This window comes from Telmatospirillum sp. J64-1, assembly GCF_006980715.1.
Classification (GTDB): Bacteria; Pseudomonadota; Alphaproteobacteria; order Rhodospirillales; family Magnetospirillaceae; genus Oleiliquidispirillum; species Oleiliquidispirillum nitrogeniifigens.
The window spans coordinates 22,516-40,226 of record NZ_SBHN01000008.1; the positions used below are offsets into that span (position 1 = coordinate 22,516).

Consider the following 17,711-nt stretch of genomic DNA (forward strand, 5'->3'; position numbering starts at 1 on the left):
TTCGTGCTCCGGCTACAATGAGACCGCGATCTAGCGGGTGGAGATGGTCTGGAAGATCTCGTCGCTGGCCATCAGGATATCGACCGGCGGGTCGTAGCCGATCAATTCGGCCGTCTTCAGGTTCAGGGCGATCTTGGCCGGGGCCAGCCAGGTCTGTGACAGATCGCGCGGCTTGGCGCCGTTGAAGATGCGGCCGATGGTTTCGGCGTGGAACTGGCCGACATAGATGTAATTGCCCTGGGCCACGCTCATCAGCACGCCCTGGCGGACTTCCGTCTCGCCCAGCATCGAGAAGGACGGGACTTCGGCGGCGATCAGCGGCTCGATGGCATGGGGCAGGCTGTTGTCGTTCAGGCCCCGGTGGACGGTCAGGTAGACGGCATCGGCCGAACGGCTCAGTTCTTCGTAGCAGGCGATGACCCGGGCCTCGGCTTCCTGGAGCGTCACGTCGTTGAAGGGGGCGAGGCAGCGTACGATCTCGAAACCGCGTTCGGCGGCGGTGTTTTCGATGGCGTCGATGGCGGCGAAGGTTCGGCCCTCGGCGCTGTCCTCGTAGACCACGCCCAGGCGCGTGAAGCCGATCGTGTCGTGGAACAGTTCGACCTGACGGGCATAGCGGTCCGGCTCGACCTTGGCATGGACATGGTCGAAACCGGAATCTTCCGCCGATTTGATGATGCCCGACCCGATGGGGTCGCTGGTCGACGCCACCACCACCGGAACGGCATGATTGTCATTGGCCAGATCCTGACCGGCCCAGGTCCCCATGGCGATCATCAGGTCGATGTCGCCGTTCTGCTTGAGGCGCCGGATCAGGGCTTCGCGGGTGGTGACGCGCAGATCACGGTCGAAATTACCGGCGCTGTGATAGCCGTCGGGCAGGAATTCGAGATAATCGCTGACGGCATGCTCGACCAGATAGTTCCAGAAGCCGCCGGCGGTGGGATCATTCTCGGGCGGCAGTTCCAGGGGCTCCATCCAGCCCAGCGAGATCAGGCCGCGGACGGTGGCCTTGAGGATGATCTCGTAATCGGGATATTGCCCGCCCTCGTAATAGCCGAGGCGCCACTTCTTGCCGTCGTTGAGAGTCGGCGTGGCCGGCAGGCGGTCGGCGTCCGAGGCCTGGACCGGCTGGCCCACCGCCAGGACGACGAGCAGGCCGAGCATGGCCAGAAGGGAGAATTTCATCCTCATACAGTTACTTCCTTCTTGGCGCCGTCCACGAGAACCGAGGCTGCGGCTCCCCGGAACCCGATCGCCATGATCGTGATATCGTCGGATTGTTCGGCGCCATCGGCATGAATTTGGATGTCCTCCATGATCTGCGCGACCAGGGGTTCGGCATCGGCGCATTCGCGTTGTTCAAGCAGATGCACTAGGCGTTCCTCGCCGTAGAGATCATTGGCCGGGTTCATGGCTTCGGTCACACCATCGGTATACAGAAGAAGTGTATCGCCCGGCTCCAGTTTTACTTCAAGCGGGGAATAGTCCATGTCCTCGAAGACGCCCGCCGCCGGACCGCTGATGTCCCGCAGGGTTTCGATCCGGCCGTCCTGGCGGCGGATCATGGGCGGGTTATGCCCGCCATTGGCGTAGTGCACCTGTCCGGTGCGGAGGTCCAGGATGCCGATGACAAGGGTGACGAAGATGGAATTGGGATTGTCGCGGCTGAGGTCGTCATTGACCTTGGCCAGCATCCGGGCCGGATCGCCATCGCGTTCCGAGGCCGCCTTGATCAGGGTCTTGGTGATCGCCATGAACAGGGCGGCCGGTACGCCCTTGCCGGCCACGTCGCCGATGGTGAAGCACAGCCGGTTCTCGTCCAGGAAGTAGAAATCGAACAGGTCGCCCCCGACTTCCTTGGCCGATTCCAGGGCCGAGAACAGGTCGATCTCGGGGCGGTCGGGATAGGCCGGGAAGACCTTGGGCAGCAGGCCCATCTGGATGTCGCGGGCGACCGTCAGCTCGCCTTCGATCCGCTGGCGGGCCGCAGTGGCGTTCATCAGCGAGCGCACGTTGCGCAGCAGGCTTTCTTCCATGAAGACGAAAGCCTCGGCCAGCCGCCCCAATTCGTCCTTGCGTCCCACCGGCAGGTCGGGTGTGCCCTCCTTGGCGCGGGAACCGGCCTCGAAATCGGTTTCGGGCAGGGTCTTGGCATAGGCGGTCAGGCGGTTGAGGGGCAGGGCGATGCGATGGGCGAAGAGATAGGCGAAAAGTAGCCCGACGGCCAAGGCGGCCAGGAAGATGCGGGCCTGTCCGGCGACCAGCGCTTCGGCAGGGGCGCGCATGGCATCGCGGGAGACGATCGAGGCGATATACCAGTCCAGCGGCTTGATATAGATCGCGCGGGCCTCCAGCGCCTCGCCTTGCGGCGTAGTCAGCGGCAGTACCTCGTTTTCCTGCCTGCTGCCCTGCCGCGCAAGCGTGGCGAGATCGTCCAGCATTGCCGTCGCCCCGGCGCCCGGTGAATCGGGGTTGGGCGGGATCACCATGCGGCCGTCGCTGTCGAAGATGAAGATGCTGCCGCGCCCGGCCATCTGGATGCTGGGCAGGGTTTCGCCCAGTTCCACTTCAAGCTGGTAAAGCTTGCGCCCCACTTCGGCTTCGACGCGGGCGACGTCGCCGACCGAGCCGATCACCCAGCCCCAGCGCCGGAACAGCACGAAATGGCCGAACTTGGCCTCGGTCCTGTCCTCGCCATAGGCGGGCCAGTGATAGGTCAGGAAGGTGTCGCCGTAGCGTTCCGTCTCGTCCCGAGCGGCGGCGGCGACGCTGCGGCCCTTGACGTCGAGGAAGGCGGAGATGTCGGTGTTCAGGCGGGCCGGATCGGGCGAGACGATGGCCCGGTTGTCGCTGTCGAAGGCGATCAGGTAATCGCCGGATGCTGGCCGCGTTTCCGACAGCCAGCGCAGTGCCATGGCGCGCGCCTCGTCTTCCGTCACCAGGCCCTGATCGGCCAGTTGGGCGAAACGCTCCAGCGTGTTCAGGACCACGCGGTCGAAATCGCGGAATTGTTCCTTGTAGCTTTGGATGGTCGCCACCTTGTCCTTGAGTAAGGTGCGGTAGCGGCCCCGGATATTGTCTTCGACCAGGCTGAGGATGTTCTCGCCCGAGCGCCGTTCGGCCTCGACCACTTCGGTTTCCACCGTGAAGCGGGACGAGGTCATGACGAAACCGGCCACGGCCGCCAGGATCAGCGTGACGGCAAGGAAGATCTTGGTCTTGATGGAATACAGAAACATGGTCCGGACTCAGTGCCTTATGCCGCCACGAGTGGAGCCGGTGCCGGAACGACGACCGCCTGACGCCATTCGCAAAGGCGCCGTAGCCGCGCCTCGGAACTGCCGTGGAAGGAATGGTATTGGGCAAGCGCGCGATCCGCGCCGCTTTGTCCATCCCGCAGAACCCTCTGGGGATAGGCCAGCATCCAGTGTTCATGCGCCGCAAGACCGTCGGCGGCGAGGTCGATCACGGCCTCGCAGAGGTCGCGCAGACGCAGGCCGCCGGCCTCGCCGGCCATGCCGTCGCGGATTGCCGCCTCGCGCAGGGCCGGAAGGATGCTCCAGTCCAGCTTTTCCAGCCAGTGCCGGGCGGTGGAGAGATTGCGCAACAGCCCCATCTGCAGGGCGCTGGGGGCGATGGTGACCGAGGCGGCCGCCCCCTCGCCCTGCCGGTCGAGCAGGTCGCGGTCGGGGAAATTGGCGCCGGGGGAGCGTCCCTCGATATAGCAATAAGCGGTCGTGCGCTCGAAAAGCGGTTCCAGGCCCTCGCGGCTGTTCCACGCCGCGAAGAAGTCCTCGACGGAGGGTTCCTCCGCAAAGCCGTAGCGGATGCGGGCGTCGATAAACTGGCTGAATTGCAGGAATTCCAGATGGCGCAGGCTGGGCGTGACGGTCAGGTCGGTGCCGTGGGCAAGATGGGTAGCCTGCCAGGAGGGCTGCTTCAGGAACTCGAGCAGCGCCGGATCGCCCGCAACGCGCACCACTTCGCGCATGCATTTGTAATCATGCCCGCCGCCTCGGGGGATGATCTGCATATGGGTGTGGGGGCCGAACATCCAGGCGAAATAGTCGCGCAGATCGGCGAAGGGTCGCGACGGCAGGCGGTGCAACTGGTCGTCTGCCGGAAACCGGCTCTTGGCGAACATGCGCGGCCAGATGGTCAGGCGGGTTTCCTTGTAGCCCGTCTCCCGCCCGTTCTCGAACGGGCTGTTCGCGAACAAAGCGATGAAGGCGGGGCTGGCCGCCAGGATCACATTCAATGCCGCCACCGCGTCGCGGATGCCAATGCCGGTGGTGGGACCGTTCTGGGCCTTGGCGTCGATGCCGACCTTGTGATCCCAGCCGCGATAATCAACCCAGTAATCATAGATGGCCTTGGGCGCCCGCACCGCCTTGTAGAGGTCTTCGTCGATGGCGAGGGCCGGGTGCTGGGACAGGTTCAGGATGCCCGCACCTTCGGCCGCCAAGGCCGCGGTGATGTCGCGCAATTCGCGGCGGATCATCGCGTCGAGGGCATGCAGGCCGGACTCGGCGCCGTCCGCCACGACCGGACCGATCGCCGATTCCAGGTTGTTGAAGGCATTGTCGAGGGATGTGCAGACCAGGGGCGAGTTCACCGCGATGTCCCGCCCTTCCACCTGCGACAAGGTGGCACCTTCCCCCTGGGTCTGCTTGATCGTCCGCAGGGCCTGGAAGAATGGTCCGACGCAATGGGAGGTCCCGTCGTGAAGACGGGCCAACGCCATTTCGATTTCCACTCCCAGGCTGGTGCGCATTTGCCGGAACGGCTTGGTCACGATGCCACCTTTTGCATCCCTCACATCACATTGCCGTGTGGGGGTGATTAGACGACGGCTGCTTGCGCCGCTTCGGGCGTGTCGCAGACGGTGAGGATCGACAGGAAACCGCTCATCTCGAAGACTTCGCGGATCGAGGCTTTCATGCTGCAGATGGCCAGCTTGCCGCGCTTGGCCTTGATCTTCTTGGCAGCGACCAGGATGACGCGCAGACCGGCGCTGGAGATGTAGTCCAACTGGCCGAAATCGAAGACCACGCGTTCGGCGCCGCCGTCGATATTGCCGATGATGGTACTTTCCGCTTCCGCCGCATTGTTGCTGTCGATCCTGCCTTGGGGCGCGAACACCACATGCGTATCCAGGACCGTGACATTGATAGCCATGACTTAGTCTTCCTTCGCCTGCTTCATTTGGTTGGGCATTGTTGGACAAGGTTCTTTTTCATGGTCAGAATATTCCGGCCATTGCTGTATTGATAGCTGACATTATCCATCAATTGACGCATGAAATGGATGCCCAGGCCGCCGACCTGGCGCTCGTCGAGGGAAGCGTCCAGGTCGGGCGGAGGCAGGCTGAGGGGGTCGAAGGGACGGCCGCCATCGCTGACGATGGTTTCCAGCCAGCCGTCTTCGATCGTGAAGGAAACGGAGATGTCCTGTGCCTGGTCCGGCTCGAAGCCGTAGCTGACGACATTGGTCAGCACTTCGTCCAGCGCCAGGGTCAGGCGCATCGCCACCTGGGGCGCCAGGCCCTGGGCCTCGCACAATTCGGCCAGCGTGTCGAGGACCGGCGGGATGCCGCGCAATCCATCGGAGACCGGCAGGGTGATCGTGGTCATGGCGGAGACGCTTTCCTTCCCGTGGTCCTAGACGCCGTCCCAAGTGGGGACCAAGCGCTCGTGGAACAGCGGCTGGCCCACGATGTCGGCGGTGCCCGAGGCCAGTTGCTGGGGAGTGGCGCTCAGGGACAGGGAGAGGGCGCGGAAGCTGGCCGACGGATCGAGGGGCAGGTCCTCCTGGCTTTCAGGCGTGAGCGAAATCCAGCGGGAATATTCCTGACGCGCATTGGCCTCGAGACGAACCGAGCCGTCTTCGTTACGGGCCAGGGCAATGCTGCTCTGCGAGCCTTCGTAGGTCCGGCCAAGGGGGAGGCCGGCGCTGTTGACCTCGCGGCTTGCGGCGATCACGCCGTGCAGGATCTCGGAATTGAGCATGCGCGACAATTGCATGGTCAGGCCGGCATCGCCGCCGGTCCATTGGTGCAGCATCTCTGCGGCCTCGGCCTTATCCTTGGACAGGGGCATGCCGTCCAGGGTGATGTTGAGGCGCGGCACGTCCGTCATGAAGGCTTGGCAGACCCGTGCGTCGAGGGGACTTGGCTTGCTGGAGTCTTTGCTGCCGTTCAGGATATTGGGCAGATAGCCGTTGAGCGAATTCATCATCTCGGCACCGCCCCGATCGATCCGCTCCAGGGCGGCAGCGAACGTGGCGCCGGGAATATCGCTTCCCCTGACGGCGTTGAAATCCGCGCCGAAGGTGTTGTTTTCGGCAAAATGGGAAAGATGCGCCACGCCTTGCTGCTCGGCATGCTGCGTGACCGCTTCCCGCAGCATTGTCAGGGCGGCCATCCTGTCGTTCACCACGGCCTCGGCATCGAAGGGTTCGGGATCCATCAAGCCCGCTTCGACCAATTGTTCCTGGATGATGACGGCGCGGTCGACCTCCGCCTGTATTCCCTGACGGATCTGGGCGTCGTTGACGGCGTTCAGGGCATTGGCGGCCTTGATGCTATCACCGAGGGGCAAGTCGGCGAGGGCTTGGCCCAGCATCTGTTGCATCGACGCCACGCCGTTTCCACCGCGCTCGGTCACCTTGCCGGCGGCGGCGTCCAAATGCATGGCAAGTTTCGCCAGGATGTTGGCATTGGGCTGGCGGGCAAGTGCGTCCACCGCGTTCTGGGAGACATGAGACAGATGCCGTTCCGCCGACTGGAGCTGCCGGGCGGCGCGGGCTTCGCCACTGAAAGCTTGGGCGACGCGATCACCGATGGCGCGACCGATCGCCTTGATGCCCTCGAACACGGCCGTTCCGGCCTGAAGCAGGGCGCCACTGGCGATTTTGGCGGCCGTGACGGTTCGTTCACCCAGGCTGCCGATGGTATTGCCGACAGCCCGCGCGGCCCCTTGCGCAGCTTCCCCCAGGGAGCGGAGGCCGCTATTCAGCGCATTGCCGATGCTATTCATGGACATCCCCTTTTCAGGCCCGGAGGCCGAAAGGCATCGCGGTATCGGCCTGGGCCGTTTCCGGCGCGGCAGAGGCCAGCTCGGTCAGATGGGTGCGCCAGGCCTGCAGGTAATTGACAAAGGCTTCCAGGGCGCCGACCGCCTGTTCGATCTCGGTGGTGGCGGGAAGGTCGCGGTGCAGGGTCACCATATCGCGCAAGTGATCGAAGCCGAGGACCGCCGCGCCGGTGCCGCGCCCCAGCAGATTGGCCGACAGCAGATCGCGGAAGAGGGCTTCCCGGTCTTCGTGCGGGGCATATCCCACCCAGGACATCATCATCAGCCGCCCCTTGGCGTCGTCTGCCAGCATCTCGACCTCGAGATCCTTGTCGAAGACCAGCAGGCAGGTGCCGTCCGGATCGATCTCGATCTGTCCGAGATTGAGGCGTTGGCCGAGTTCAAGCAGCAGGTTGCGCGCGGTCATGACAAAATCCTTCTCTGCATCCGGAACCGGACGCCATTGCGGTTCTTTGTCTTTGTGGCGCGAAGCACCCTTTTGGTTCCCGTGACTCGCGAATTTCACGAAAGTCAGCGCGACACAGTGGAACGGCGGTTATTCCTGCTCCAGCTGCTGCACCCAGCGCAGCACTTCCGCCACCGGTTCCAGCAGGTCCGAGGGCACGTATTGATCGATTTCGGCTTCCTCGAACAGCGCGCGGGCCAAGGGCACGTTGCGCATGATCGGGATGCCTTCTTCCTTGGCGATTTCGACGATGCGCTTGGCGATCAGGTTCTCGGCTTTCGCCAGGACCACCGGCAGGGGCGTTTCGTCCTTGTCGTAATAGAGGGCGACGGCGATATGCGTTGGATTGGTGACCACGACCGATGCCTTTCGTGTCTTCTCCACCATGTTGGTGGTCATCATTTCCTGGTGAAGCTGCTTCCTCTTGCCCTTGATATGCGGGTCGCCTTCCATCTCCTTGTATTCCCGCTTCACCTCGTCCTTGCTCATCATCAATTGCTTGGTGTGGTTGAAGCGCTGGAAGGCGAAGTCGAAGGCGGCGACGACGATATAGGCGACGGCGGTATAGGCCATCACTTGGCCGACCAGCTTGCCCAGCACCCCCATCACGCCCGGCAGGCCGCTGGGCGGCACCCGCATCAGGCCGTCCAGGGAGCTTCGCACCACGAGATAGATCAGGACGGAGAGAAATACCACCTTGACGATGGATTTCGCGAATTCCACCAGATTCTTCTTCGAGACCATGTTCTTGGCGTTCGCCAGAACGTTCAGTTTCTTGGCGCTGGGCATCAGTGCCTTGAAGGCCAGCGTGACGCCGACCTGCATCATGTCCGCGAAGATGCCCACCGCGATGACGATGACCAGCAGGGGGGCGAGGATGCGCAGGGACAGGCTGAGGACTTCCCGGCCGACGATGTCGAGCGCCATCTCGAAGGGCAGGTCATGGGCGGCGCCCGGCAGGGCGATCAGCTTGCCCATGTCTTCGACGATATTGGCGCCGTTACCCAGGAAATAGCCGAAGATCACCAGGATCAGGATGGTCTGGGTGAAGTCCTTGCTGTAGGCGACTTCGCCCTTCTCGCGGGCCTCGCGCAGTTTCTTGGCTGTTGGCTGTTCTGTCTTTTCGCTCATGGGAACAGCCGCCGCGCCATCTCGGCCAGATCGACCGCCAGGGTCAGTTCCGGGCCCATGTAGTCGAACAGGAACTGGACGTAGATGGCCAGGACCAGCACGCCGACGGCGCTCTTGATCGGCATGGCCAGGAAGAAGACCTGAAGCTGCGGGGCGAAGCGGCTGATCAGCGCCAGCCCCAGTTCGGACAGGAACATGGCGATGATGACCGGAGAGGCGAAGATGATCCCCAGATACATCAGGCGGTCCAACTGGCCGAGGAAGAAGAGCGAATCGCCGAAATGGAAGCGCGGCCAGAAGGAATCCACCGGCCACAGCGCGTAGGTCTCGTACAGTCCGGCCAACAGCAGCAGGAAGGCGCCGCTGGTGAAGAAGAAGACGGTGATAGCCTGGTTGAGCAGCATGCCCAGGATCGAAGTATCCACCCCTGTGAAGGGATTCATCGAACTGGACATGGTCGCGCCACGCTGGTTGTCGATGAAGAAGCCGATGGCTTCGATGCCCCAGAACAGGATCGCCACCAGATAGCCGAGCAGGAAGCCGATCAGGACTTCCTTGAGAACGATGGCCGCGATGAGCAGGCCGTCCAGGTCGGGCCGTGACGCCGCCGGAATGACGAGCGGCGCGACCATCAGCGACAGGGAGGCGGCCACCCCCATGCGCAGGATGCCGGGCAGGGCCTGCTGCGAGAAGAAGGGCAGGACGGTGAACATGCCGAGGATGCGCGGCATGGCGAAGGCAAAGGTCAGGATGAAGACCCGGATGTCGCCTAGTTCGGCCAAATCACATGCCCGCCTTACCGGACCACTTCGTGGAAAGTGGTGAACAGGGTGAGAGTATAGCGGTACAGCTCGCCGCCCAGCCACGGGGCGGTGATGAAGATGGTCACGCCCACGGCGACCAGCTTGAAGCCGAAGGACAGAGTCTGTTCCTGGACCTGGGTCAGGGCCTGCAGCAGGCTGACCAGCGTGCCGACCACCGAGGCGACGATGATCGGCGGCAGGGACAGAAGCAGGACCAGGATCAGGCCGCGCGCCAGATAGCCGACGATATCCGCTTCATTCATGATGTTGTGCCCCCCCTTCGGGCGCTCAGGCGTAACTGAGGACAAGGCCCTCGATCAGGCGCGACCAGCCGTCGACCATGACGAACAGGAACAGTTTCAGCGGCAGCGAGATCGTCATCGGCGACACCATCATCATGCCCATGGCCAGCAGGATGTTGGACACGATCAGGTCGATGACGACGAAGGGCAGATACAACAGGAAGCCGATCTGGAAGGCCAGGGTGAGTTCCGAAACGGTGAAGGCCGGGGCCAGGATGAAATAGCTGTCGGCGGTCAGGGTTTCGGTCATTTCGGCCGGCCAGAGGCGGGTCGCCGTATGCAGGAAGAATTCCCGCTGCGCCGCCGAGGTGTGGCGCATGAGGAATTCGCGCAGCGGTTCGGACCCCGTTTCCAGCGCCATCATGACGCCTTCACTGGTGCTGAGGTCCACATTCAGGCCGCGGATGCCCTCGGCGATAGCGTAGCCGACGGGGGCCATGATGTAGACGCTGAGGATGATCGCCAGGCCGTAGATCGCCATGTTCGGCGGAATCTGCTGCACCCCCAGGGCATTGCGGACCAGCGACAGGACGATGGCGAGCTTGACGAAGGAGGTGACCATGATGGCCAGGAAGGGCACAAGCGCGACCACCGCCAGAAAGGCGGCGAGGACTAAGGGATCGGGCAACTGGGTCATTCGACCGCACCTGAAAGGGTGACGACCCGCACACCGATCCGCTCGTCGACCTGCACCAGTTCGCCCCGGCCCACCAGCTTGCCGCCGGCGCGGATATTGACGGCGCGGCGCGGATCATGCCCCAGGTCGAAGGTGAAGCCCGCCGCCAGGGCCTGCAGCTCCGCCAGGGTCAGGGTCTGGTGGCCGATGTCGAAGGTCAGGCGGATCTCGACGTCGTCAAGAGACGGCAGAAGAGGCTCGGCATTGTTTTCCGAGACGACTTCCTGGTCTGCGGCCGGCGGCGTGGCGGGATCCTCGGTCATGGCGGTCCTCATGATGTCTTCAATGGTCAATGTCGTGCCCTCCAGCCGCGCCTTCAGCGCGATCCTGGAGGTCAGGCGCAGGATCAGCCGGTCGTTTTCGATCAGGCTGGTGTCGTCCAGCAGCAGGATGTCGTTGCGTTCGAGAGAGCGCAGCTCCGACAGGCCCAGATCGACCCAGCCGACATCCAGGCGCAAGGGCAGGGGCAGATCTTCCCAGCCGGTTTCCGCCACCGGCTTCGGCAAGTGAAGCGCCAGGTCGGCGATGACGGCCAGGCCCGGCGTGTCGGCGGTGATGCGGCCGGTGATGCTGCGGCTGCCGTCCTGGCGCCGGAGGTGGAAGCCCAGGGCATGGCGGCCCCGGGGCAGATGCGGCGACAGGCCCCCGGCAATGATGCGGACGTCGTGCCCGCACAATTTCTCCAGGGCGGTGGTGATGTCGGCAAAGGCCAGTTCGCTCAGCGCCAGCAGCAGGGCCTCGGGCATGGAGGCCGGGTCGCCGCCGGGATCGAAACTGCGCAGCATTTCGGCGAAGACGGCCTGTTCGACCGCGATGCCCAGCTTGGCGCCGCCGAGATCGATGGCGAGATGGAAGCTCGGCCGCTCGGTCTCGTCGTATTCGGCCTGCAGGTCGAGGCGGAAATCCCACCGGCTGCCCAGGAAGGGAATCGCCGCGGCGCCGGAATGTCCGGCCAGGCGATTGAAATATCCGGCCTCGACCGAGGAAAGCTGCGGAAGGTCAAGCATCACTTCTTACCGTCTTCATCTTCGGCCAGATATTCCTCACGGGACCGGCCGTCCTGCGGCTGGCCGCTGCCTTCGCCGGGCCCGGCGGGCGTCACGCGCACCTGCACCTCGTCCTTCAGGCGGCTGTTGAGCAGGCTGCTCAGGCCGTCGCGCTGGCTGTCCAGGAAGCGCAGGCTGTCGGCATTGGCGCAGACGAGTTCCACGACCAGACGGCCGCCCTCATGCCGCAGCCTGATCTCGGTGCCGGGCAGGACGTTTTCCTTCAACTGGATGCGCACTTCCTGGCTGCCATCGGCATTTTCGTCCGAGACCAGGATCCGCTCGGCCACCGTATCTGCCAAAGCGGTGAGGTCGGCGGAGGCAAGCGGTGAAGGCGCTGCGGCGGGGGCCGTACTGGGCATCGTTCCCGGGCGCAGCAGGTCGAAGGGATTGGGCAGCGATTGCGGCTGCTCGCCCCCGCCATCCTGCTGGCCCGTGCCGGAGTCTTTCGATCCGCCCGGTTCGCGTTCCCGGTTGCCGCGCATCATCTCGTCGAAATGCCGGGTGTCGCCGCCATCGGCCGGGCGCCGTTCGTTCGAGAGGCCGTCGGACGGGCTGCCTGTTCCGGTTCCGGCCCCCAGGCCGTTAATGGAAGGCGGAATCTGACTCATCTTCTTCTCCCCCTTGCCATTCGTCGTCGCGGTCGGGGGTCTGGAATTCTTCCATTTCCAGTTCCTCCATCCGTTCCAGTTCGAGACGGGCTTCTTCGGAATAAATGCGGGCCAGTTCCGTGAACTTGCCCTTCTGGCGTTCGGCGTCGCGCAGGCGTTCGACGGCGGTGTCGAGTGCCGACGTCGCCTGGTGACGCTGCTTTTCCGCATCCAGGATGCCCTGTTCCAGGTTGCGTTCCTGGTTGCGCAAATCGGCCACGCGATGCTGCAATTCCTCGATCTCGCGCAGCTTCACCAGCCGGGTGCAAAGATCGGCATAGAGGCCGCGTTCGTGTTCCAGGCTCCAGATCCGGTATTCTTCGAGCTTGCGGTTCAGGGTTTCGACCGCCTCGGCGGCCTCGGCCAACAGGACGCGGCGGCGCTGGACTTCTGTTTCCGCCTGCGTCTCGCGGAATTCCTTGATCCGCAGCAATTCCGTGAAGACGCTCATTTGACCAGCTTGTCCATATGCGCCAGCGTATCGGCGAAGGCGACCCGTTCATCGGTGCGCTGGCGCAGGAAGGCGTTGATGGAATCGATCTTGTCCAGGGCCTCGTCGGTGACCCGGTCGGCGCCGCGCTTGTACTCGCCGATCTTCACCAGCAGTTCGACTTCCTTGTATTTCGCCATCAATTCGCGGATGCGCCCGGCCGAGGCGCGGTGTTCGGGCGTGGTGACGTTGTTCATCACGCGGCTGGCGCTGGCCAGCACGTCGATGGCGGGATAGTGGTTCGCCGCCGCCAGCTTGCGCGACAGGATGATATGGCCGTCGAGGATGGAGCGGGTTTCATCGGCGATAGGCTCGTTCATGTCGTCGCCTTCGACCAGCACGGTGTAAAGGGCGGTGATCGAGCCCTTGTCGTTGGTGCCGGCGCGTTCCATCAGCTTGGGCAGGGTGGCGAAGACCGACGGCGGATAGCCGCGGCGGGTCGGCGGCTCGCCGGCGGCCAAGCCGATCTCGCGCTGGGCGCGGCCGAAACGGGTCACCGAATCCATCAGGAATAGGACGCGCTTGCCCTGATCGCGGAAATACTCGGCGATGGCGGTGGCCACATAGGCGGCCTTGGCGCGTTCCATCGAGGACTTGTCCGAGGTGGCGACCACGATCACCGATTTGCGGCGGCCTTCCTCGCCCAGTTCATGTTCCAGGAATTCGCGCACTTCGCGGCCGCGTTCGCCGATCAGGGCCAGAACGGTGACATCGACCTCGGCGCCCTTGACCAGCATGCCCAGCAAGGTGGACTTGCCGCCGCCCGCCGCCGCGAAGATGCCCATGCGCTGGCCGTCGCCGCAGGTCAGCAGGCCGTCGAGCACGCGCACGCCAAGCGGCAGGGGCTGGCTGATGACGCGGCGGGTCAGCGGGTCGGGGGCATCCTGGTAGACGGGATAATATTGCTCGGCCTCCAGCGGCCCGCGCTGCTTGGTGTCGATGGGGCGGCCCAGGCCGTCGAGCACGCGCCCCAGCAATCCCGGCCCGACCGGGACGAGATGGGTGCGGCCGGTGGGAATGACCTCGGTCGCGGTCGAGATGCCGAACATGTCGCCGATGGGGGTCAGCAGGGCGGCGTCGCGGCTCAGCCCCACCACCTCGGCCTGCATCTCGAAATTCTCGCCCGGATTGCGCAGGAGGCAGACCTCGCCGATCTTCACCGCCGGCACGACCGCCTTGATGATGGTCCCGACAACCTGCACCACCCGCCCCTTGACATGCATGGTCGGGGTGTCGGTCAGGGCGATCTCCATCAGATCGATGATATAGTCGAACTGCCGCATGGCGTGCTGATCCTGTCCTAGCCGTGCCGGCTGCCGAGGCTTTTCTCGAAGGCCCGGCGGATGGCGTCCAGTTGGACCTCGATCCCGGCCTCGACCGAGCCGATCTCGCTTTCGATGATGCAGGCATCGGGCCGCAAGCGGGCGTCGGGGGTGATTTCCAGGAAGCCGATGGCGGGATAGGCTGACAGCAGGTCGTTGATCCGCTCGCGCGCCATGTCCGCCTGGGCGGGGTTCAGGCGCAGGGTCACCTGTTTCTGGTTGCGCACCACCGACAGGGCGTTCTTGACCACCTGCACGACCCGCTCGCGCTCGTCGAATTCCGACAGGATCTTGCGCAGGGCCGTCAGCACCAGCTCGACCACGCGGGTCTCGATCTTGCCGAAATAGTCGATGGCCCGGCTGACGGTGTCGATCATGTGCTCGGCCGCCTCCAGCTTGGCCTCTTCCTGGCCGTCGGCATAGCCGCGCTTGCATTCCAGGTCATAGCCGGTCTGCGCCGCATCCAGGATCTGGCGGGCCTGCACCAGCGCGCGGTCCAGCACCTCCTCGGCCTGGAGGAAGACCAGGTGGTCGCGGGCCTTCAGCACCTTGCCTTCGGGCGCGAAGCGGATCAGGCGGTCGTTGGCGCGAACAAGAAAGCCCATTGCGGCTCTGTCTCCTTCAAAACGCGGTTCAGCAGGACCTGCGTCTGGGGCGACGCATCCGAGGCCGAGAAATCCATGTCCGGGTCATAAGGCAGCTTCAGGCGGAAGCGCTTGAGGATGTCGGGCGGCAGCCCGCCAAGGGCGATGGCCAGGACCCGGCGGCCGATGGCCTGGAAGCGGCCCAGCATGGCGCCCGGTTCGTCCGACGGATCGGATTCGGGGAGGAGGGAAGGGGACAGCAACCCCGGCGGCGGTGCCAGCAGCGGCGCGCGCTGCACCGCGAACAGGAAGGCGTCGTCGCCCAGGGTCTGGCGCAAGACGGCGACGCTGGGGCCGTGAATCACCCGGCGGATGCTGGAATGGTCGAGGGTGAGGCCCAGATACAGGCTCAGCCGGGACAGGCTTTCCTGGTCCAGCAGTCCGACCCGCGCGGCCGGGGCCGAAAAATCGACGGGAAAGCTGTCTTCGAGCGAGAGTTCCTGCAGCAGCACGCGATTGAGCGCGGCCTCGCAGCGCCGGGTTGCCGCCATGCGCTGCCACAGGCTCGGCTCGAACATGACGTCGACCCAGCTCGCATGGATGTAGCGGCTGGGGAAGAGATTGAACTGGTAGATCAGGCGGAACAGCGGGTCGCGGGCCGCCATCATGGCGGCAAGCCGGCTCATCCCTCCCGTATCAGGATCGGGCTGCATCGGCGCCCTGCCGGTTGGGACGGATGCGCCACATCCAATACATGCCACCCGCCGCGCCGAAGCCTGCCAGCGCCAGCACGCCCAGCGCCGCCATGGCCGCCAGGATCATCGGATTGCCCTGGCCGTCGCCGCCGATCTCGCTGATCGGGGCGAGCAGCGCGCTTTCCATGGAGGGCACCAGGATGACCGAGACGTTGTCGTAATTCAGCCCGGCGATGCTGTTGGTCACCAGGCGCTTGATCTGCGGCACCACGCTGTCGAGGTCGTAGACTTCCTTGTATTTGATGAACACCGCCGCCGAAGAGGGAGCCTGCTGCTCGCCGGTTCCCGGCGCGCGGTCGGGCAGGACCACATGGACGCGGGCGGTGATGACGCCGTCGATCTGCGAGATGGTTTCCGCCAGTCCCTGGGACAGGGCATAGACGTAGCGGGCGCGTTCCTCCAGCGGCGAGGAGATCAGCCCTTCCTTGCGGAAGACATCGCCCATGCGGGCGAATTGCTGGCGCGGCAGGCCGCTGGCGCGCATGACGGCCAGGGCGTGGGCGACCTGGGAACCATCCACGGTGATGCTGACCAGGCCGTCCTTGCCGGGAACCTTCTGCGACTGGATCCCCACCGAAAGCAGGGCGGACAGCACTTCGTTGGCTTCCTGTTCGGAAATGGCCGACAGCAATTCGACGCGATCGCCGCAGGCCGCCACGGAAACAGCCAGGAAGCCCAGCAGGAATACCGCACGAAGACGGCCGAGAAATGAAAGCATGTCCTGTGGCGCCCCTTATTGTGCCTTCAGCAACTGGTCGACATTCTGGGTGGCCTTGCCGACGATCTTGCCCATCAGGTCTTGCTGAACCGACAGCGTGCTGATCTGCATCTGGATCGACATCATCTGTTGCAGGGTCAGGTCGGAGCCGGAGGCCGTCAAGGTATCGCGGATGGTGTTGACCTGGGAATCGAACTGTCCGCGCAGGGAATTCATGCCGTCCAGGATGGTCTGGCCCAGCGAGACGGGAGGCGCGGGCAGGTCGGGCTGCGGCTCGACGGGCTGAAGGTAGACAGCCGATTGCGCGGACGGCTCGGGCGCTTCCGGAGGTGCCAGAAGATCGGCGGGCGGCGTTGCCATCGCCGTTTGGAAGCGTTCGACATCGCTGGTTTGGGCCGGGCGCAATTGCTGGCTCGCGCCCTGACCGAGGTCGGTCAGAAGGCCCGCGCCGGCCGATCCAAGGGGAGCTTCGACTACCATGCTTGCCTCGCCAGTCTCACAACGATTCGCGGATCGCGGCCGCCAGCTTGATGGCCGCTTCATCCCGTGCCTCGCCATCCAGGGCGTCGAGCACCTCGCCTGCCTCGCGAGGCCGTCCGTCCAGCTTCAGCGCCAGGGCCAGGAATGCCTTTAGCATATCCTGGTCTTCCGCTACCACCTTTGGCAAGGCTTCCTGTTGCAGCACCCGCACCGCCTCGGCGGCGCGGCCCGCATTGAGATGGGCCATGGCCATGCCGATGAAGGCTTGACCATGGCCCGGACGCATGACTTGCACGCCTTCGAGAATAATCTGTGCCTGTTCGGCCTGGCCGGTGCCGGCGGCCAGGAAACCGATTTCAGTCATCAGACGAACAATATCGGACGGGAAATCCATCCCTTCTCCATTCTCAAGAAACTCGAACTCAGGCGCGGACGATGGACTTGTTGGTGTCGTGCGAGGATTGCTCGATCGCCGCCAGCTTGTCCTGGATGTCCTTGATCAGGTCGCGCATGGCCTGCATCATTTCCTGGGCCTGGTCGCGCTTGGCCCCATGCAGGGTCGCCAGCTTGTCCAAGTCCGCCTTGTCGGCATCGGCCAGGGAGGCCTGGAATTGGCAGATGCCATTGGCGATGGCGCCGATGCCGTTGAAGACCTCCGACGCAGCCCTGCCTTGTTGCATGTTTATTTGAGCGGCTGAGTCCGTTTTGGCCCCGCCGGCGGCCATGGCGCCCATGCCCTGGGCAATGCCGCCCGCGATCTGCATCGTGCCCTGGATGATGGCGCCGGTCAGGCGGGCCTGGGCCGCCTCGCGCATCTTGTTGGCGGCATCGCCCAAAGCCTGCATCTGTATCTGGGTCTCCGCGAGGCGTTCCTCACGGGCGGCGGTCCGCATTTCCTGGCCCAGCTTCTGGAACAGGGCCATCATGGTAAAGATGTCGCCGGCAACGTGGTTGCTGAGAGAGTCGAGCTTGGTGTTGAGCTCGTCCGAGGCGGTGCTCTTGCCGTTGGGGTTGGGGATCTGGAGATCGCCCTGGCTCAGCGCCAGAAAGCGGCTGCTGGCGGCCTTGAGGTCGGCCTCGCCCAGCTTGAACTGGCTGGCTTTTTCGCTGGCCGCCGCGGCCTTGGCTTCGGCGGCGCCATTCAAGTCGGGGCGCTGGAGGCCCGGCGCGTTGGCGCCAATGCGCATATCGCTCATTTCAGTCTTCCTTGAC

At 64.4% G+C, this 17,711-nt stretch carries 21 protein-coding genes; all 21 read right to left on the reverse strand.

Annotated features, from left to right (window positions below; all coding sequences use genetic code 11):
* Positions 1-30: 30 nt before the first annotated feature.
* Entirely contained in the window at positions 31-1,194 is a 1,164-nt protein-coding gene (locus EPD66_RS09275; protein WP_221930941.1) for an ABC transporter substrate-binding protein, read from the reverse strand.
* Entirely contained in the window at positions 1,191-3,242 is a 2,052-nt protein-coding gene (locus EPD66_RS09280) for a SpoIIE family protein phosphatase (protein WP_142848222.1), read from the reverse strand. Before EPD66_RS09280 ends, EPD66_RS09275 begins: the two co-directional genes overlap by 4 nt.
* A 17-nt stretch (positions 3,243-3,259) precedes the next feature.
* Positions 3,260-4,798, reverse strand: a complete 1,539-nt coding sequence (locus EPD66_RS09285; RefSeq protein ID WP_142848223.1) for a glutamate-cysteine ligase family protein — start codon at positions 4,796-4,798, stop codon at positions 3,260-3,262.
* A gap of 47 nt (positions 4,799-4,845) precedes the next feature.
* The gene (locus EPD66_RS09290) at positions 4,846-5,181 is read right to left on the reverse strand and encodes an STAS domain-containing protein (RefSeq protein ID WP_142848224.1); all 336 of its coding nucleotides are present in this window, start codon (positions 5,179-5,181) and stop codon (positions 4,846-4,848) included.
* Positions 5,182-5,204: 23 nt separating this feature from the next.
* Complete coding sequence (locus tag EPD66_RS09295; RefSeq protein ID WP_142848225.1) at positions 5,205-5,636, reverse strand: ATP-binding protein; 432 nt, start codon at positions 5,634-5,636, stop codon at positions 5,205-5,207.
* Positions 5,637-5,663: 27 nt separating this feature from the next.
* Positions 5,664-7,040 carry a hypothetical protein gene (locus tag EPD66_RS09300; protein ID WP_142848226.1) on the reverse strand — a complete coding sequence of 459 codons (1,377 nt, stop codon included), beginning with the start codon at positions 7,038-7,040 and terminating at the stop codon, positions 5,664-5,666.
* 13 nt (positions 7,041-7,053) lie between these two features.
* Positions 7,054-7,503 (reverse strand): type III secretion system chaperone, encoded by a 450-nt coding sequence (locus EPD66_RS09305; RefSeq protein WP_142848227.1) that lies wholly within the window; start codon positions 7,501-7,503, stop codon positions 7,054-7,056.
* Between the two features lie 129 nt (positions 7,504-7,632).
* On the reverse strand, positions 7,633-8,673 hold the full coding sequence (gene sctU, locus EPD66_RS09310) for a type III secretion system export apparatus subunit SctU (RefSeq protein WP_142848228.1): 1,041 nt from the start codon (positions 8,671-8,673) through the stop codon (positions 7,633-7,635).
* Positions 8,670-9,455, reverse strand: coding sequence for a type III secretion system export apparatus subunit SctT (sctT, locus tag EPD66_RS09315; protein ID WP_142848229.1), 786 nt, complete (start codon positions 9,453-9,455; stop codon positions 8,670-8,672). Before sctT ends, sctU begins: the two co-directional genes overlap by 4 nt.
* A gap of 14 nt (positions 9,456-9,469) precedes the next feature.
* The gene (gene sctS, locus EPD66_RS09320; protein WP_142848230.1) at positions 9,470-9,739 is read right to left on the reverse strand and encodes a type III secretion system export apparatus subunit SctS; all 270 of its coding nucleotides are present in this window, start codon (positions 9,737-9,739) and stop codon (positions 9,470-9,472) included.
* Between the two features lie 25 nt (positions 9,740-9,764).
* Positions 9,765-10,415 (reverse strand): type III secretion system export apparatus subunit SctR, encoded by a 651-nt coding sequence (gene sctR, locus EPD66_RS09325; protein ID WP_142848231.1) that lies wholly within the window; start codon positions 10,413-10,415, stop codon positions 9,765-9,767.
* Positions 10,412-11,461 carry a type III secretion system cytoplasmic ring protein SctQ gene (gene sctQ, locus EPD66_RS09330; RefSeq protein ID WP_142848232.1) on the reverse strand — a complete coding sequence of 350 codons (1,050 nt, stop codon included), beginning with the start codon at positions 11,459-11,461 and terminating at the stop codon, positions 10,412-10,414. The genes sctR and sctQ overlap by 4 nt, the downstream gene beginning before the upstream one ends.
* Positions 11,461-12,111, reverse strand: coding sequence for a type III secretion HpaP family protein (locus EPD66_RS09335; RefSeq protein ID WP_142848233.1), 651 nt, complete (start codon positions 12,109-12,111; stop codon positions 11,461-11,463). Before EPD66_RS09335 ends, sctQ begins: the two co-directional genes overlap by 1 nt.
* Positions 12,086-12,601 carry a YscO family type III secretion system apparatus protein gene (locus EPD66_RS09340; RefSeq protein WP_142848234.1) on the reverse strand — a complete coding sequence of 172 codons (516 nt, stop codon included), beginning with the start codon at positions 12,599-12,601 and terminating at the stop codon, positions 12,086-12,088. The genes EPD66_RS09335 and EPD66_RS09340 overlap by 26 nt, the downstream gene beginning before the upstream one ends.
* The gene (sctN, locus tag EPD66_RS09345) at positions 12,598-13,923 is read right to left on the reverse strand and encodes a type III secretion system ATPase SctN (RefSeq protein WP_142848235.1); all 1,326 of its coding nucleotides are present in this window, start codon (positions 13,921-13,923) and stop codon (positions 12,598-12,600) included. Before sctN ends, EPD66_RS09340 begins: the two co-directional genes overlap by 4 nt.
* A gap of 17 nt (positions 13,924-13,940) precedes the next feature.
* The gene (locus EPD66_RS09350) at positions 13,941-14,567 is read right to left on the reverse strand and encodes an HrpE/YscL family type III secretion apparatus protein (protein WP_142848236.1); all 627 of its coding nucleotides are present in this window, start codon (positions 14,565-14,567) and stop codon (positions 13,941-13,943) included.
* Entirely contained in the window at positions 14,534-15,232 is a 699-nt protein-coding gene (locus EPD66_RS09355; protein WP_185961327.1) for a SctK family type III secretion system sorting platform protein, read from the reverse strand. Before EPD66_RS09355 ends, EPD66_RS09350 begins: the two co-directional genes overlap by 34 nt.
* Positions 15,233-15,242: 10 nt before the next feature.
* Entirely contained in the window at positions 15,243-16,019 is a 777-nt protein-coding gene (gene sctJ / locus EPD66_RS09360; RefSeq protein ID WP_142848238.1) for a type III secretion system inner membrane ring lipoprotein SctJ, read from the reverse strand.
* Positions 16,020-16,034: 15 nt separating this feature from the next.
* Entirely contained in the window at positions 16,035-16,499 is a 465-nt protein-coding gene (locus EPD66_RS09365) for an EscI/YscI/HrpB family type III secretion system inner rod protein (RefSeq protein WP_185961328.1), read from the reverse strand.
* A gap of 16 nt (positions 16,500-16,515) precedes the next feature.
* Entirely contained in the window at positions 16,516-16,863 is a 348-nt protein-coding gene (locus EPD66_RS09370) for a tetratricopeptide repeat protein (protein WP_185961329.1), read from the reverse strand.
* A gap of 58 nt (positions 16,864-16,921) precedes the next feature.
* Positions 16,922-17,695, reverse strand: coding sequence for a type III secretion system translocon subunit SctB (sctB, locus tag EPD66_RS09375; protein ID WP_142848241.1), 774 nt, complete (start codon positions 17,693-17,695; stop codon positions 16,922-16,924).
* Positions 17,696-17,711 lie beyond the last annotated feature (16 nt).

What these genes read in the sequence shown, in the direction of transcription:
- EPD66_RS09280 (WP_142848222.1), bottom strand. Translation starts at nt 3,242, where the DNA reads ATGTTTCTGTATTCCATCAAGACCAAGATCTTCCTTGCCGTCACGCTG.
- sctN (WP_142848235.1), bottom strand. Translation starts at nt 13,923, where the DNA reads ATGCGGCAGTTCGACTATATCATCGATCTGATGGAGATCGCCCTGACC.
- sctQ (WP_142848232.1), bottom strand. Translation starts at nt 11,461, where the DNA reads ATGCTTGACCTTCCGCAGCTTTCCTCGGTCGAGGCCGGATATTTCAAT.
- EPD66_RS09305 (WP_142848227.1), bottom strand. Translation starts at nt 7,503, where the DNA reads ATGACCGCGCGCAACCTGCTGCTTGAACTCGGCCAACGCCTCAATCTC.
- EPD66_RS09365 (WP_185961328.1), bottom strand. Translation starts at nt 16,499, where the DNA reads ATGGTAGTCGAAGCTCCCCTTGGATCGGCCGGCGCGGGCCTTCTGACC.
- EPD66_RS09340 (WP_142848234.1), bottom strand. Translation starts at nt 12,601, where the DNA reads ATGAGCGTCTTCACGGAATTGCTGCGGATCAAGGAATTCCGCGAGACG.
- EPD66_RS09275 (WP_221930941.1), bottom strand. Translation starts at nt 1,194, where the DNA reads ATGAGGATGAAATTCTCCCTTCTGGCCATGCTCGGCCTGCTCGTCGTC.
- EPD66_RS09370 (WP_185961329.1), bottom strand. Translation starts at nt 16,863, where the DNA reads ATGACTGAAATCGGTTTCCTGGCCGCCGGCACCGGCCAGGCCGAACAG.
- EPD66_RS09290 (WP_142848224.1), bottom strand. Translation starts at nt 5,181, where the DNA reads ATGGCTATCAATGTCACGGTCCTGGATACGCATGTGGTGTTCGCGCCC.
- EPD66_RS09300 (WP_142848226.1), bottom strand. Translation starts at nt 7,040, where the DNA reads ATGAATAGCATCGGCAATGCGCTGAATAGCGGCCTCCGCTCCCTGGGG.
- EPD66_RS09350 (WP_142848236.1), bottom strand. Translation starts at nt 14,567, where the DNA reads ATGGGCTTTCTTGTTCGCGCCAACGACCGCCTGATCCGCTTCGCGCCC.
- sctJ (WP_142848238.1), bottom strand. Translation starts at nt 16,019, where the DNA reads ATGCTTTCATTTCTCGGCCGTCTTCGTGCGGTATTCCTGCTGGGCTTC.
- sctU (WP_142848228.1), bottom strand. Translation starts at nt 8,673, where the DNA reads ATGAGCGAAAAGACAGAACAGCCAACAGCCAAGAAACTGCGCGAGGCC.
- sctS (WP_142848230.1), bottom strand. Translation starts at nt 9,739, where the DNA reads ATGAATGAAGCGGATATCGTCGGCTATCTGGCGCGCGGCCTGATCCTG.
- EPD66_RS09335 (WP_142848233.1), bottom strand. Translation starts at nt 12,111, where the DNA reads ATGAGTCAGATTCCGCCTTCCATTAACGGCCTGGGGGCCGGAACCGGA.
- EPD66_RS09295 (WP_142848225.1), bottom strand. Translation starts at nt 5,636, where the DNA reads ATGACCACGATCACCCTGCCGGTCTCCGATGGATTGCGCGGCATCCCG.
- EPD66_RS09355 (WP_185961327.1), bottom strand. Translation starts at nt 15,232, where the DNA reads ATGAGCCGGCTTGCCGCCATGATGGCGGCCCGCGACCCGCTGTTCCGC.
- sctR (WP_142848231.1), bottom strand. Translation starts at nt 10,415, where the DNA reads ATGACCCAGTTGCCCGATCCCTTAGTCCTCGCCGCCTTTCTGGCGGTG.
- sctB (WP_142848241.1), bottom strand. Translation starts at nt 17,695, where the DNA reads ATGAGCGATATGCGCATTGGCGCCAACGCGCCGGGCCTCCAGCGCCCC.